The following is a 14900-nucleotide window of genomic DNA, read 5'->3' on the forward strand; positions in this document are numbered from 1 at the left end:
CCCCCTCCCTAGCCCTCCCCCTGAAGGGAGAGGGGACAGTTCGGCGCGGATAGGGATTCACAGGCAGCCGGATATCTCAGAAAGGATTAGATCATTGCCAGCGCCTTGGCGAGGTCAGTACGCAGGTCTTCCACGTCTTCCACACCCACCGATAGCCGGATCAGCGAGTCCCCGATCCCCAGCGCCGCACGGTTCTCCGCCGGGATGCTGGCGTGGGTCATGATCGCCGGGTGCTCGATCAGGCTTTCCACGCCGCCCAGGCTTTCTGCCAGGGCGAACAGCTGGACGTTCTCCAGGAAGCGCCGCGAGCCGGCCAGGTCGGTATCCAGGTCCAGCGAGATCATCCCGCCGAAGCCCTTCATCTGCCGGCGCGCCAGCTCGTGCTGCGGATGCGACGGCAGGCCGGGGTAGTAGACGCGCTTCACCTGGGGCTGCTGCTCCAGCCACCTCGCCAGGTCGAGTGCATTGGCGCAGTGCCGCTCCATGCGCAGGGCCAGGGTCTTCACCCCGCGCAGGGTGAGGAAGGCGTCGAACGGCCCGGCGATGGCGCCCACCGAGTTCTGCAGGAAGCCCACCCGCTCGGCCAGGTCGGGGTTGTCGCCGACGATGGCGATGCCGCCGATGACGTCCGAATGGCCATTGAGGTACTTGGTGGTGGAGTGCACCACGATGTCAAAGCCCAGCTCCAGCGGCCGCTGGATCCACGGGCTGGCAAAGGTGTTGTCGGCCACGCAGAGGATGCCGCGCTCGCGGCAGGTGCGGGCGATGGCGGCCAGGTCGGTCAGGCGCAGCAGCGGGTTGCTCGGGGTTTCCACCCAGACCATGCGCGTCTTGTCGGTGATTGCCGCCTCCAGCGCGCCGGGCTGGGACAGGTCGGCGAAGTGGAAATCGTGCCCGGCGCTGCGCCGCCGTACCCGCTCGAACAGGCGGAAAGTGCCGCCGTAGAGGTCGTTGCCGGAGACGATGTGCGAGCCGGCGTCGAGCAACTCCAGCACCGCCGAGATGGCCGCCAGACCCGAGGCGAAGGCGAACGCCTTGCTGCCCCCTTCCAGGTCCGCCACGCAGCGCTCCAGCGCCCAGCGCGTGGGGTTGTGCGAGCGGCCATAGTCGAGGCCCTTGTGCACGCCGGGGCTGTCCTGGCGGTAGGTGGAGTTGGCGTAGATCGGCGGCATGATCGCCCCGGTGGAAGGGTCCGGCTCCTGCCCGGCGTGGATCACGCGGGTGGCGAAACCGAGGCGGTCGTCGTGCTGGCTCATGCGAGGGTCCTCCGTAGATGGTTGAGCAGGTCGAATCGGGTGATCAGGCCGTGGAAACCCGAGGCGTCGGCGATGATCGCCACCAGCCCGCGCGCGAGCACGGCTTCGAGTTCCTTGAGGCTGGCGCCGGGCGCGAGGGTTTCCGGGGCGGTGCTCATGGCGCTGGCGACATCGCTGCGGAAATGCGCCGGGTCGTCATGCACACCCAGCAGGATGTCGGACTCGTCGATGACACCGACCAGCCGCAGGCCGTCGAGCACGGGGAGCTGTGAGATATCCGCCAGGCGCATGCGCTGGAAGGCGGTAAGCAGGGTGTCGCCCGGGCCGACGGCGACCACCCTGCCCTCCTCGAACCGCCGCGCGACGATGTCGCGCAGGTCGCCGTAGCGCTTGCGCTGCAACAGGCCCTGGTCGGTCATCCACTGGTCGTTGTAGACCTTCGACAGGTAACGCGTGCCGGTGTCGCAGACCAGGCTGACCACGCGCTTGGGTTCCTTCTGCTCGCGGCAGAAGCGCAGCGCGGCGGCCAGCAGGGTGCCGGTGGACGAACCGGCGGCAATACCCTCATTGCGCAGCAGCTCGCGGGCGGTGCTGAAGCTTTCCTCGTCGCTGATGGAGTAGGCGTGGCGCACGCTGGAGAGGTCGGCGATCGAGGGCACGAAGTCTTCGCCTATGCCTTCCACCGCCCAGGAACCGGGCGTGCCGATGGCCCCGGAGCGCGAGTACTCGGCCATGATCGAGCCCACCGGGTCGGCCAGGACCATTTCCAGTTCCGGCTGGACCTTCCGGAAGAAGCGCGTGAGGCCGGTCAGGGTGCCGGCGGAGCCGACGCCGACCACCACAGCGTCGAGGTCATGGCCGGTCTGTGCCCATATTTCAGGGCCGGTGCCGGTCTCGTGGGCCAGCGGGTTGGCGGGGTTGTTGAACTGGTCGGCGAAGAAGGCGTTCGGCAGGTCTTTCGCCAGGCGCGCGGCAACGTCCTGGTAGTACTCGGGGTGGCCCTTGCCGACGTCGGAGCGAGTGATGTGCACCTCGGCGCCCATGGCGCGCAGGTGCAGGACCTTCTCGGTGGACATCTTGTCCGGCACCACCAGCACTACCCGGTAGCCCTTGGCGCGGCCCACCAGTGCCAGGCCCAGGCCGGTGTTGCCGGCGGTGGCTTCGACTATCACGCCACCGGGCTTGAGCCGGCCATCGCGTTCGGCGGCCTCGATCATGGCGACGCCGATGCGGTCCTTGATGGAGCCGCCGGGATTCTGCGATTCGAGCTTGAGGAACAGGGTGCAGGGTCCGGTATCGAAGCGCGTGACGCGGACCATGGGGGTGTTGCCGATCAGATCGAGTACGGCGGGGCGGGATTCGTTGCTCATGGCAGCCACTCCTTCTGGGCGCCACGGGGATCGCCCGGCAGCGCCTGCTACTGTCCTCCTGACCTTAGGCGGAGGGCAAAGCTCGCGCCAGGCGGCGCGACGAAAGAGAGCGGCATTGGCTTTTCGTAGGAGCGAGGGGAACGCCCAGTCCTTGCTCGCGAACATCCCGAGCGCCGAGGCTGGGGCGGTTCGCGGGCAAGCTCGCTCCTACATAAAAGAAGGATCAGATGCGCTGCGGCCCGTTGCGCTCGGAAATCTGGCTGTTCAGCGTCCAGAAGTCGTACAGCACGCCGACCAGGAACAGGCCGCCGGTGAACAGGTAGATGATCCCGGTGATCCACTTGCCCATGTACATGCGGTGCACGCCGAACACGCCGAGGAAGGTCAGCAGGATCCAGGCGACGTTGTAGTCGATGCCGCCAGCGCGGTAGCGCTGGTCCGCCGCATCATCCATGGAGGGGATGAGGAACAGGTCGATGATCCAGCCGATGAAGAACAGGCCGAGAGTGAAGAACCAGATGGTGCCGGTAATCGGCCGGCCATAGTAGAAGCGGTGCGAGCCGGTGAAGCCGAAAATCCACAGCAGGTAGCCGATGACCTTGCTGTGAGTATCAGGGTTGGCGGACATGCCTTTCTCCCGTTGCGTTGCGTGACAGCCAGAATAAACGAAAAGCCCGCACTAGGCGGGCTCTTCAGGTCAGCGGAAGCGGCGATTGGGATCGTCGTCGCTCATCTCCAGGGTCAGGCCCTGAGTCATGGTGGTCAAGTGGTCGGCGTCGGTTTCCGAACCCAGCTTGATCATCAGGCGCAGGTCGTTCGCCGAGTCGGCATAGGCCAGCGCATCTTCGTAGGTGATCTCGCCCTGGGTGTAGAGCTGGTACAGCGCCTGGTCGAAGGTCTGCATGCCCTGCTCGGTGGAGCGCTTCATCAGCGGCTTGAGCTCGTGGACTTCGCCCTTGCGGATCAGGTCGGCGGCCAGCGGGGTGTTCAGCAGCACCTCGATCACCGCGCGGCGGCCCTTGCCGTCCGGGGTCGGTACCAGCTGCTGGGCGACGATGGCCTTGAGGTTGAGCGACAGGTCCATCCACACCTGGCCGTGACGGTCTGCGGGGAAGAAATGGATGATCCGCTCCAGCGCCTGGTTGGCATTGTTGGCGTGCAGGGTCGCCAGGCACAGGTGGCCGGTTTCGGCGAAGGCCACGGCGTGGTCCATGGTCTCGCGCGAGCGCACCTCGCCGATCATGATCACGTCCGGCGCCTGGCGCAGGGTGTTCTTCAGGGCGACTTCGAAGGTATCGGTATCCAGGCCCACTTCGCGCTGGGTGACGATGCAGCCCTGGTGCTGGTGGATGTACTCGATGGGATCTTCGATGGAGATGATGTGGCCGGTGGAGTTCTTGTTGCGGTAGCCGATCATGGCCGCCAGCGAGGTCGACTTGCCGGTACCGGTGGCGCCGACGAAGATCACCAGGCCGCGCTTGGTCATCGCCAGCTTCTTGAGGATTTCCGGCAGTTTCAGGTCATCGATGGTCGGGATGTTGGTCTCGATGCGACGCAGCACCATGCCACCAGGTTGCGCTGGTAGAAGGCGCTGACGCGGAAACGGCCGACGCCGCGGGCGCTGATGGCGAAGTTGCACTCGTGGTTCTCGGCGAAGTCGCGACGCTGCTGCTCGTTCATCACCGACAGCACGGTTTCGCGGGTCTGCTCCGGCGACAGCGCGGTCTTGGTCACCGGCAACACCTTGCCGTTGACCTTCATCGACGGTGGTACGCCCGCTGTGATGAACAGGTCGGAGGCTCCCTTTTCCACCATCAGGCGCAACAGCTTCTCGAATTCCATGATCTTTCTCGCCAGGTTCACGCTGACTACGACGGGGCTGTCGGATCACGAAGCGGGTGCGTGTGGCGCGCTCCGTGCGCCGGGCCGGGAACGGCCCGGTGGGATTAGAAGTTTTCCGGGATCTTGGCTTTTTCTTTCGCCGAATCGCGGGTGACCAGGCCCTTGGCGACCAGGCCTTTCAGGCACATGTCCAGGGTCTGCATGCCGAGCGCGCCGCCGGTCTGGATGGCGGAGTACATCTGCGCGACCTTGTCCTCACGGATCAGGTTACGGATCGCCGGGGTGCCGATCATGATCTCGTGGGCCGCGACACGGCCTCCGCCGATCTTCTTCAGCAGGGTCTGGGAGATCACCGCCTGCAGGGACTCGGAGAGCATGGAGCGGACCATGGACTTCTCCTCGGCGGGGAACACGTCGACGATACGGTCGATGGTCTTGGCCGCGGAGGTGGTGTGCAGCGTGCCGAAGACCAGGTGGCCGGTTTCCGCGGCGGTCAGCGCCAGGCGGATGGTCTCCAGGTCACGCATCTCGCCCACCAGGATGATGTCCGGGTCCTCACGCAGGGCCGAGCGCAGTGCCTCGTTGAAGCCCAGGGTGTCGCGGTGCACCTCACGCTGGTTGACCAGGCACTTCTTCGACTCGTGGACGAATTCGATCGGGTCTTCGACGGTGAGAATATGGCTGTACTTGGTGTTGTTCAGGTAGTCGAGCATCGCCGCCAGCGAGGTGGACTTGCCCGAACCGGTCGGGCCGGTGACCAGCACCAGGCCGCGCGGCACGTCTGAAACACGTTTGAACACTTCTCCCATTCCCAGGTCCTCCATCGTGAGTACCTTGGAGGGAATGGTCCGGAACACGGCGCCGGCGCCGCGGTTCTGGTTGAAGGCGTTGACCCGGAAGCGCGCCACGCCCGGCACTTCGAAGGAAAAGTCGGTTTCCAGGAACTCTTCGTAATCCTTGCGCTGCTTGTCGTTCATGATGTCGTAGATCAGCGCGTGAACCTGCTTGTGCTCGAGCGGCGGCAGGTTGATGCGGCGCACATCGCCGTCGACGCGGATCATCGGCGGCAGGCCGGCCGAGAGGTGCAGGTCCGAAGCGCCCTGCTTGGCGCTGAAGGCGAGCAGCTCGGTAATATCCATGGGACTCCCCAATCAAGAGCAAGCAGGTAGAATGCCGCAGAACTCGCAGCAGCCGGGCGGAAAAGCGACGGTAATGTCCACGATAGCAGAGAATATTGCAAAGGTTCGCGTACGAATCCGTGAGGCGGAACAAGCGAAAAATCGCACGCCTGGCTCGGTGCAGTTGCTCGCCGTGAGCAAGACCAAACCCGCCGCCGCCATCCGCGAAGCGTATGCCGAAGGCCTGGCCGATTTCGGCGAAAACTACCTGCAGGAAGCACTGCTCAAGCAGGTCGAGCTGGCCGACCTGCCGCTGACCTGGCACTTCATCGGCCCTATCCAGTCGAACAAGACCCGGCCCATCGCCGAGCACTTCAACTGGGTGCATTCGGTGGACCGCCTGAAGATCGCCCAGCGCCTTTCCGAACAGCGCCCGGCGAACCTGCCGCCGCTGAACGTGCTGCTGCAGGTGAATGTCAGCGGCGAAGACAGCAAATCCGGCTGTTCCCCCGAAGAACTGCCTGCCCTTGCCCAGGCAATTTCGCAACTGCCCCACTTGAAACTGCGCGGTCTGATGGCCATACCTGAGCCAACCGAAGACGTTGCCGCGCAGCACGCTGCATTTGCCCGCCTGCGCGAGCTGATGCACGCCCTGAACCTCGGCCTGGACACCCTGTCCATGGGCATGAGCCACGACCTCGAGGCCGCCATCGGCGAAGGCGCCACCTGGGTACGGATCGGTACCGCCCTGTTCGGCGCCCGCGACTACGGCGCCTCGCACTGAATAAAGGAAGAGACGTAATGAGCACCCGCATTGCCTTCATCGGCGCCGGCAACATGGCCGCCAGTCTCATCGGCGGCCTGCGCGCCAAGGGCGTCGAAGCCAGCCGCATCCGCGCCAGCGACCCGGGTGCTGAGCAGCGCGCGAAGATCGCTGCCGAGCACGGCATCGACGTGGTCGGCGACAACGCCAGCGCCGTGGCTGGCGCCGACGTGGTGGTCCTGGCGGTCAAGCCGCAGGTCATGAAGGACGTCTGCCTGGCGCTGGCGCCGTCCCTGTCCGATAGCGCACTGATCGTCTCCATCGCCGCCGGCATCCCCTGCGCCAGCCTCGAACGCTGGCTGGGCGCCGTGAACGGCCAGCCGCGCGCCATCGTCCGCTGCATGCCCAACACCCCGGCCCTGGTCGGCCTGGGCGCCAGCGGCCTGTACCCCAATTCGAGCGTCAGTGCCACCCAGCGCGAGCAGGCGCAGCAACTGCTGAGCGCCGTGGGCATCGCCCTGTGGCTGGACGAGGAGCGGCAGATCGACGCGGTCACCGCCGTCTCCGGCAGCGGCCCGGCCTACTTCTTCCTGCTGATGGAAGCCATGACCGCCGCCGGCGAGAAGCTCGGCCTGTCCCGCGAAGTCGCCGGCCAGCTGGCCCGCCAGACCGCCCTGGGCGCCGCGCAGATGGCCACCACCAGCGATGTCGATCCCGCCGAACTGCGCCGCCGCGTGACCTCGCCCAAGGGCACCACCGAAGCGGCCATCACCACTTTCCAGGCCAACGGTTTCGAGGCGCTGGTGGAGAAGGCGGTAGGCGCTGCCGACCACCGTTCCGCCGAGCTGGCCGAACAACTGGGTCAATGACGAGGAGCCCTCAATGACCGGAATTTCCACCGCTGCCATTTACGTCATCCAGACGCTGGGCAGCCTGTACCTGCTGATCGTCCTGCTGCGCTTCATCCTGCAACTGGTCCGCGCCGACTTCTACAACCCGCTCAGCCAGTTCATCGTGCGCGCCACCAAGCCGCTGCTGAACCCGCTGCGCCGCGTCATCCCCGGCTTCGGCGGTATCGACTTCGCCTCGCTGGTACTGGCCATCCTGGTCCAGCTGCTGCTGATGGTCATCACCCTGACCCTGATGGGCTATGGCGTCGGCGGCTACATCCTGCAGCTGCTGGTGTGGTCGATCATCGCGGTGACCTCGCTGTTCCTGAAGATCTTCTTCTTTGCCCTGATCATCAGCGTGATTCTCTCCTGGGTCGCCCCGGGCAGCTACAACCCCGGCGCCCAGCTGGTGAACCAGATCTGCGAACCGTTCCTGGCGCCCTTCCGCAAGCTCCTGCCGAACCTCGGCGGCCTGGATATCTCGCCGATCTTCGCCTTCATCGCGCTGAAGCTGATCGACATGCTGGTGATCGGCAACCTGGCCGCGATGACCGGGATGCCGCAGATCCTCAGCCCCTTCATGTAACTGACCAGGGAGCTCGCCCGCGCGGCGAGCTCCGACAGTCCGCAAGACGAATGAGCTTCTATTTCTGGGACGGCGAGGACCTGATCCTCGACTGCCACCTGCAACCCAAGGCGAGCCGCGACGAGTTCGCCGGGCTGCACGGCGAACGCCTGAAGATCCGCCTGACCGCGCCGCCGGTGGAAGGCAAGGCCAATGCCCATCTGCTGGCATTCCTCGGCAAGGCCTTCGGCGTGCCGAAAAGCGCGGTGAAGCTGGAAAGCGGCGAACTGAATCGCCAGAAGCGCGTGCGTATTCCCCGCCCGACGAAATTTCCGGCAGAACTCGGGATAGCCGCTCGGTAACCTTGGCCGACCTTACGTGTAGGAATGTGCTGTAGGCCAATTGCTATTCCTACACTCCGTCGCATAATCCACGCCATCCATTCCCCGCGCAGGACGCGCCAGCCCAAGGAACGCCCGGATGAGCATGGAACGTCTCAGTCAGCAGATCGATGCCTATGTCACCTGGAAGCGCGAGCTGGTCCGTGAGATCACCCGCTATCGCAGCTGGCTGGAGCGCGCCCGGCTGAATACCCCGGAAATCGAGAACCGCCTCGAACGCACCCTGCGCCTGCTGCGCGTCGACCACATCACCCTGGCCTTCGTCGGCGAGTACTCGCGCGGCAAGACCGAGCTGATCAACAGCCTGTTCTTCGCCGGATTCGGCCGCCGCATGCTGCCATCCCAGGCCGGCCGCACCACCATGTGCCCGACCGAGCTGTTCTTCGACCCGCGCTCGGAGCGTCCCTACATCCGCCTGCTGCCCATCGAGACCCGCGTCGCCGATGCCAGCGTGGCGCAGTTCAAGCGTATCCCGCGGCACTGGGTGAACATTCCGCTGGATACCTCGGACCCGGCGAACATGGCCGAGGCCTTCGCCCAGGTCGCCAAGACCAAGCCGCTGCCGGTGGAGCAGGCGATCCAGCTGGGCTTCCACCCGGACATGCTCGAAGCCACGGACAAGCCCGGCATCGTCCTGGTGCCGGCGTGGCGCCATGCGCTGGTCAACTTCGACCACCCGCTGCTGCGCCAGGGCCTGCGCATTCTCGACACGCCCGGCCTGAACGCCCTGGGCAGCGAGCCGGAACTGACCCTGTCGATGCTGCCCAGCGCACAATCGATCCTCTTCCTGCTGGCGGCTGATACCGGCGTGACCGCCTCCGACATGGCCATCTGGCGGGACCACGTGCGCCAGCTCGGCGAGGACGGCCACACCAGCCTCTACGCGGTGCTGAACAAGATCGACGTGCTCTGGGACGACCTGGCCGGCGAAGCCTTCGTGCAGAACGCCATCCACCATATCCAGGACACCACCGCGCGCCAGCTGGGCATCGCCCGCGAAGACGTGCTGCCGCTATCGGCCAAGCAGGCGCTGCTGGCCAAGGTGCGCGGCGACCGCGACCTGCTCGTGCGCAGCCAGATGGAATCCCTGGAGGAGCTGCTCTGCGAGCGCATCGTCGCGCAGAAGGAGCGCCTGCTGGAGGACGCCGTGGTCGGCCAGGTGCTGGCGCTGGTCAACAACAGCCAGCACAGCCTGCGCGTGCGCCTGGACAAGGTGAAGGAGCAGCAGGCGCTGCTCAACGACCAGCAACAGGACAGCGGCCAGCTGCTGTTCGAGCTGACTGCGCGGACCAAGGACGACCACAACCTGCACCACAAGCGCCTGCTCAGCCTGAAGACCAACCAGCGGCTGCTGCGCCACCAGGGCGAACAGCTGCGCGACGCGGTGCGTCCGGAAAGGCTCGAGCAGCATCTGAAGAAGGTCCACGAGAAGCTGCGCGGCAGCTGGACCACGGTCGGCATCCACCAGGCCATCCTCCAGTTCTTCCGCACCGTGGAGACCGACCTGGTCGGCCTGATGCACGAGGCGGAGACGGCCAACCGCATGGTCGCGGCCATCTACCAGCGGCATAACCAGGAAAACCCGCTCAACGCCCTGGATGCCCCGCAACTCCGCGTCCAGCGCTACCTGCGCGATCTCGCCAAGCTGCAGGAGAAAGCCGACCGCTTCCGCCTGCACCTCAAGACCCTGCTCACCGAGCAGCGCCTGCTGACCCGGCGCTTCTTCGCCACCGTCGCCCAGGAAGTCATCGGCCTGCACCAGCGCCTGCGCGAAGAGGCCGAGCAATGGGCCGCCGACGCCCTGATGCCGCTGATGCAGTACAGCCTGGAACACAAGCAGATGCTGGAAACCCACATGCTGCGCCTCAAGGCCCTGGCCCAGGAAACCCAGCAGGCGCGTCAGCGCTCGCTGCTGCTGGGGCGCTATACCGAGGAGTTGGAGCAGCAACTGGTCGAGGCCACCGACATTCTTCGCCAGCTGCGCCGCCCGGCTCCGCTGCAGCGCCAGGCCAAGGTCGTCACCCTGCCCACCTCCCAGCGCGCCTGAAACCCGCGCCACACCCGCGCGATGCCCGCTCCCGGCGCTTGCCGCAGGGTGCGGTGCTCTTTAGACTGGCCGTCCTTTTTATGCATGAGCTGGGTCGATGCCAACAGTCTTCCCCGAAGATTCCGTCGGTCTGGTCACCCCCCAGACACTGCAGTTCAATGAACCGCTGCCCCTGGCCTGCGGCAAGACGCTGCCCGAATACCAACTGGTGATCGAGACCTACGGCGAGCTGAACGCCACGGCGAGCAACGCCGTGCTGATCTGCCACGCGCTCTCCGGCCATCACCACGCCGCCGGCTACCACAGCGAGGACGAGCGCAAGCCAGGCTGGTGGGACAGCTGCATCGGCCCGGGCAAGCCCATCGACACCCGCAAGTTCTTCGTCGTCGCGCTGAACAATCTGGGCGGCTGCAACGGCTCCACCGGGCCAACCAGCCTCAACCCCGCCACCGGCAGGACCTACGGCGCGGACTTCCCGGTCGTCACCGTGGAAGACTGGGTGCACAGCCAGGCCCGACTGGCCGATCGCCTCGGCATCCAGAGCTGGGCCGCCATCGTCGGCGGAAGCCTGGGCGGCATGCAGGCGCTGCAGTGGACCATCAGCTATCCCGAGCGCGTGCGCCATTGCCTGTGCATCGCCAGTGCGCCGAAGCTGTCGGCGCAGAACATCGCCTTCAACGAAGTGGCGCGCCAGGCGATCCTCTCGGACCCGGAGTTCTTCGGCGGCCACTTCCAGGAACACGACGTGATACCCAAGCGCGGCCTGCGCCTGGCGCGGATGGTCGGCCACATCACCTACCTCTCCGATGACGCCATGGGCGCCAAGTTCGGCCGCGACATGAAGTCGGAGAAGCTCAACTACGACCTGCACAGCGTCGAGTTCCAGGTGGAAAGCTACCTGCGCTACCAGGGCGAGGAGTTCTCCACCCGCTTCGACGCCAATACCTACCTGCTGATGACCAAGGCGCTGGACTACTTCGACCCGGCCGCCGCCTACGGCGACGACCTGGCGCGTACCCTCGCCGGGGTGAAAGCGGACTTCTGCCTGATGTCCTTCACCACCGACTGGCGCTTCTCCCCGGCGCGTTCGCGGGAGATCGTCGACGCCCTGCTGGCGGCGAAGAAGAACGTCAGCTACCTGGAAATCGACGCCCCGCAAGGCCATGACGCCTTCCTGATGCCGATTCCGCGCTACCTGCAAGCTTTCAGCGGTTACATGCACCGCATCAGCGTATAAAAGGACACCCATGCGCGCCGACCTGGAAATCATCCAAGACTGGATCCCCGCCGGCAGCCGCGTGCTCGACCTGGGCTGCGGCGACGGCGAGCTGCTCGCCTGGCTGCGCGACCACAAGCAGGTGGGCGGCTACGGCCTGGAGATCGACCCCGACAAGATCGCCAAATGCATCGAACGCGGCGTCAACGTCATCGAACAGGACCTCGACAAGGGCCTGGGCAACTTTGCCAGCAACAGTTTCGACGTGGTCGTGATGACCCAGTCGCTGCAGGCCCTGCGCTACCCGGACAAGGTGCTGGCGGAGATGCTGCGCGTGGGCAGAACCTGCATCATCACCTTCCCCAACTTCGGCCACTGGCGCTGCCGCTGGTACCTCGCGCGCAATGGCCGCATGCCGGTGTCGGACTTCCTTCCGTACACTTGGTACAACACGCCGAACATCCACTTCTGCACCTTCCGCGATTTCGAGGCGCTCTGCCACGAGCAACACGCAAGGGTGCTGGACCGTCTGGCGGTGGACCACGAGCACCAGCATGGCTGGGCCTCGCGAATCTGGCCTAATCTGTTGGGTGAGATCGGCATCTACCGGATCAGCGGCGCTGGCGTGCAAGACCACCGCATCGCCGTCTGATCGCGGCTATCTGATAGAGCCCGGGAGAAACATCATGCGCCGCCTGCTTACCTTCCTCGCCTGCCTGGTCCTCGCCGTCCCCGCCCTCGCCGAACAGGTGAAGCGCCTGGGTGACCTGCAGGTGCACTACAGCGTGTTCAACTCCAGCTTCCTCCAGCCCAACGTCGCGCAAGCCGTGGGCGTGGTGCGCAGCAAGGCCCAGGGCGTGATCAACATCGTGCCGCTGGACGCCAGCGGCAAACCGGCCAACGCCACCGTCGCCGGCTCCGCCAAGAACCTGATGGGCCAGACCATTCCCCTGACCTTCAAGCGCGTGGTCGAGGAAGGCGCCGTGTACAACCTGGCACAGTTCCCCATCGAAGGCCGCGAGACCCTGACCTTCTCCATCCAGGTCCAGTCCGGAAGCGAAGCGCCGCAAAGCTTCGACTTCATGCAGGAAATCTTCCCCGACGAATGATCAAGCTCGAACAACTGGTGCTGGCCAGTCACAACGCCGGCAAGCTCAAGGAACTCCAGGCCATGCTCGGAGCCCACGTGAAGGTGCGTTCCATCGGCGAGTTCAGCGACGTGGAGCCGGAAGAGACCGGCCTGTCCTTCGTCGAGAACGCCATCCTCAAGGCCCGCAATGCCGCGCGCATCTCCGGCCTGCCGGCGCTGGCCGACGACTCCGGCCTGGCGGTGGACTTCCTCGGCGGAGCGCCGGGCATCTATTCCGCGCGCTACGCCGACGGCAAGGGTGACGCGGCGAACAACGCCAAGCTGCTCGATGCCATGAAGGACGTGCCGGACGAGGCGCGTGGCGCCCAGTTCGTCAGCGTGCTGGCCCTGGTCCGCCACGCTGACGACCCGCTGCCGATCCTCTGCGAGGGCCTCTGGCACGGTAGCATCCTGCGCGAAGCCCGCGGCGAGCACGGCTTCGGCTACGACCCGCTGTTCTGGGTGCCGGAAGCCAACTGCTCCAGCGCCGAACTGCCGCCCGAGCAGAAGAACCAGCTCAGCCACCGCGCCCGCGCCATGGCCTTGCTGAAGCAACGGCTGGGACTCTAGTTGGGGAGGCGCCTAATCTTCAGCGAGAAAAAACTTCGCGGAGTGACGCGCCGCTTGCGCGCCCTTAAAAAGTGGTCCGATAGCTTCCAAGGCCATTTCCCGGCAGACATACCGCCCTCCGAGCGTTATTGGAACTGGAAGATTCCAGTTGCATGCAGCCTTGTGCAGGGTCGCTATACAACGCCGGAAATTCAGGCTCAGTGTGCGCAAGCCCTGATCGACGCCTGCCAACATCTGATACACAGCAAGCCCGAGCTCGCAAAGGATTGGCGAGTCACTGCCGTCATTTGCATTCCGGACTTTTTCACCAGCGAAGTTTGCATCTACAAGGAGGAAGGTTATTTCCTCAGCCATACGCGAGAAAGCGACGGTCCAGATAGCACATGCCGCCACTTGACCTCCAGCCTCGCCGAAGAGTGGAAGCTTCAGTTGGTATCAGGAAGTTCCGAACTCGGCGTTTACATTGACTACGCAGATCCCGACCAGCCCGATGGACGCTTCATCTGCCAGCGCTGGTACTTTGGCGAAGTCATGCCACGATAGTCTCCCCCAAAGATTCAAGCCATTCACCGTGCCCAACGATTCAGTCTTTCAACTTCCCGTGCTGTCCGCGTACGTCCACATCCCCTGGTGCGTGCGCAAATGCCCCTATTGCGACTTCAACTCCCATGCCGCCGGGCCGGAGCTGCCGGAAGACGCCTACGTCGAGGCGCTGCTGGCTGACCTGGTCGCCGACCGCGGATACGTCCACGGCCGCAAGTTGACCTCGATCTTCTTCGGCGGCGGCACGCCCAGCCTGTTTTCCGCCAAGGCGCTGGGCCGCATCCTCGAAGGGCTGGAAAGGCAGGTCGGTTTCGAAAGCGATATCGAGATCACCCTGGAAGCCAACCCGGGCACCTTCGAGCAGGCCAAGTTCGCCGACTACCGCCAGCTGGGGATCAATCGGCTGTCCATCGGCATCCAGAGCTTCCAGGCCGAAAAGCTCAAGGCGCTGGGTCGCATCCATGACGGCGACGAAGCCGTGCGCGCGGCCGAGATGGCCCGCCGCGCCGGCTTCGACAACTTCAATCTGGACCTGATGCACGGCCTGCCGGAGCAGAGCGTCGCCGACGCGCTGAGCGACCTGCAGCAGGCCATTGCCCTCGCGCCGACGCACCTGTCCTGGTACCAGCTGACCATGGAGCCGAACACGGTGTTCTGGAGCCAGCCGCCGGAGCTGCCCGAGGACGACCAGCTGTGGGAAATCCAGGAGGCCGGCCAGGCGCTGCTCGCCCAGGCGGGCTACCTGCAGTACGAAACCTCCGCCTATGCCCGTGACGGCAAGCGCGCGCGGCACAACCTGAACTACTGGACCTTCGGCGATTTCCTCGGCATCGGCGCCGGCGCCCACGCCAAGCTGAGCACCCCGGCAGGGCGCATCCTGCGCACCTGGAAGACCCGCCTGCCGAAGGACTACCTGAATCCGGAGAAGCCCTTCCAGGCCGGCGAACGCGACCTGGAAGCGGATGACCTGCCCTTCGAGTTCATGATGAACGCCCTGCGCCTGACCGAAGGTGTACCGGCGGCAACCTTCGCCGAGCGCACTGGCCTGCCGCTGGCCGCCATCGAGGAAGCCTGCCGGCAGGCGCGCAAGGACGGCCTATTGCTGGACGATCCGAACCGGCTGGCCCCCACCGAACGTGGCCAGCTGTTCCTCAACGACCTGCTGCAGCGCTTCTTGCCCGAATGATGCC

General features: G+C 65.4%; 15 protein-coding genes and 1 pseudogene. 11 read left to right on the top strand and 5 right to left on the bottom strand.

Features of this window, described 5'->3' with window-relative positions:
* Positions 1–86: 86 nt before the first annotated feature.
* The 5 genes and pseudogenes from PNI01S_RS12505 to pilT form a co-directional block, all read right to left on the bottom strand.
* Positions 87–1256 carry a trans-sulfuration enzyme family protein gene (locus PNI01S_RS12505; RefSeq protein WP_084358360.1) on the bottom strand — a complete coding sequence of 390 codons (1170 nt, stop codon included), beginning with the start codon at positions 1254–1256 and terminating at the stop codon, positions 87–89.
* Positions 1253–2626: a pyridoxal-phosphate dependent enzyme gene (locus PNI01S_RS12510; RefSeq protein ID WP_084358361.1), complete on the bottom strand. Its 1374-nt coding sequence runs from the start codon at positions 2624–2626 to the stop codon at positions 1253–1255. Before PNI01S_RS12510 ends, PNI01S_RS12505 begins: the two co-directional genes overlap by 4 nt.
* 223 nt (positions 2627–2849) lie before the next feature.
* Positions 2850–3254, bottom strand: a complete 405-nt coding sequence (locus tag PNI01S_RS12515; RefSeq protein ID WP_024766756.1) for an NINE protein — start codon at positions 3252–3254, stop codon at positions 2850–2852.
* Positions 3255–3323: 69 nt separating this feature from the next.
* Positions 3324–4468 (bottom strand): annotated as a pseudogene (pilU, locus tag PNI01S_RS12520) (type IV pilus ATPase PilU).
* Positions 4469–4572: 104 nt separating this feature from the next.
* Positions 4573–5607 carry a type IV pilus twitching motility protein PilT gene (pilT, locus tag PNI01S_RS12525; protein ID WP_024766758.1) on the bottom strand — a complete coding sequence of 345 codons (1035 nt, stop codon included), beginning with the start codon at positions 5605–5607 and terminating at the stop codon, positions 4573–4575.
* Between the two features lie 73 nt (positions 5608–5680).
* On the opposite strand from pilT, the gene PNI01S_RS12530 reads away from it, so the two are divergent.
* The 11 genes from PNI01S_RS12530 to hemW all read left to right on the top strand — a co-directional run bounded on the left by PNI01S_RS12530 (position 5681) and on the right by hemW (position 14896).
* On the top strand, positions 5681–6370 hold the full coding sequence (locus PNI01S_RS12530; protein WP_024766759.1) for a YggS family pyridoxal phosphate-dependent enzyme: 690 nt from the start codon (positions 5681–5683) through the stop codon (positions 6368–6370).
* A 17-nt stretch (positions 6371–6387) separates the two neighbouring features.
* The gene (proC, locus tag PNI01S_RS12535) at positions 6388–7218 is read left to right on the top strand and encodes a pyrroline-5-carboxylate reductase (protein WP_024766760.1); all 831 of its coding nucleotides are present in this window, start codon (positions 6388–6390) and stop codon (positions 7216–7218) included.
* Between the two features lie 13 nt (positions 7219–7231).
* Positions 7232–7825, top strand: a complete 594-nt coding sequence (locus PNI01S_RS12540) for a YggT family protein (RefSeq protein ID WP_024766761.1) — start codon at positions 7232–7234, stop codon at positions 7823–7825.
* A gap of 50 nt (positions 7826–7875) precedes the next feature.
* Positions 7876–8166: a DUF167 domain-containing protein gene (locus PNI01S_RS12545; RefSeq protein ID WP_024766762.1), complete on the top strand. Its 291-nt coding sequence runs from the start codon at positions 7876–7878 to the stop codon at positions 8164–8166.
* A gap of 118 nt (positions 8167–8284) precedes the next feature.
* The gene (locus PNI01S_RS12550) at positions 8285–10252 is read left to right on the top strand and encodes a dynamin family protein (protein WP_084358362.1); all 1968 of its coding nucleotides are present in this window, start codon (positions 8285–8287) and stop codon (positions 10250–10252) included.
* A gap of 97 nt (positions 10253–10349) precedes the next feature.
* Positions 10350–11489 (top strand): homoserine O-succinyltransferase MetX, encoded by a 1140-nt coding sequence (gene metX / locus PNI01S_RS12555; protein ID WP_038803496.1) that lies wholly within the window; start codon positions 10350–10352, stop codon positions 11487–11489.
* Between the two features lie 10 nt (positions 11490–11499).
* The gene (gene metW, locus PNI01S_RS12560) at positions 11500–12120 is read left to right on the top strand and encodes a methionine biosynthesis protein MetW (RefSeq protein WP_024766763.1); all 621 of its coding nucleotides are present in this window, start codon (positions 11500–11502) and stop codon (positions 12118–12120) included.
* Between the two features lie 34 nt (positions 12121–12154).
* A complete protein-coding gene (locus tag PNI01S_RS12565) occupies positions 12155–12577 on the top strand; it encodes a DUF4426 domain-containing protein (RefSeq protein ID WP_024766764.1) in 423 nt (140 codons plus the stop codon).
* The gene (gene rdgB, locus PNI01S_RS12570) at positions 12574–13167 is read left to right on the top strand and encodes an RdgB/HAM1 family non-canonical purine NTP pyrophosphatase (protein WP_037013514.1); all 594 of its coding nucleotides are present in this window, start codon (positions 12574–12576) and stop codon (positions 13165–13167) included. The genes PNI01S_RS12565 and rdgB overlap by 4 nt, the downstream gene beginning before the upstream one ends.
* A gap of 54 nt (positions 13168–13221) precedes the next feature.
* Positions 13222–13710: a DUF3916 domain-containing protein gene (locus PNI01S_RS12575; RefSeq protein ID WP_226045839.1), complete on the top strand. Its 489-nt coding sequence runs from the start codon at positions 13222–13224 to the stop codon at positions 13708–13710.
* Positions 13711–13738: 28 nt separating this feature from the next.
* Positions 13739–14896 (top strand): radical SAM family heme chaperone HemW, encoded by a 1158-nt coding sequence (hemW, locus tag PNI01S_RS12580; RefSeq protein ID WP_084358363.1) that lies wholly within the window; start codon positions 13739–13741, stop codon positions 14894–14896.
* Positions 14897–14900: the final 4 nt, after the last annotated feature.

This window comes from Pseudomonas nitroreducens NBRC 12694 (genome assembly GCF_002091755.1).
Taxonomy (GTDB): Bacteria; Pseudomonadota; Gammaproteobacteria; order Pseudomonadales; family Pseudomonadaceae; genus Pseudomonas; species Pseudomonas nitroreducens.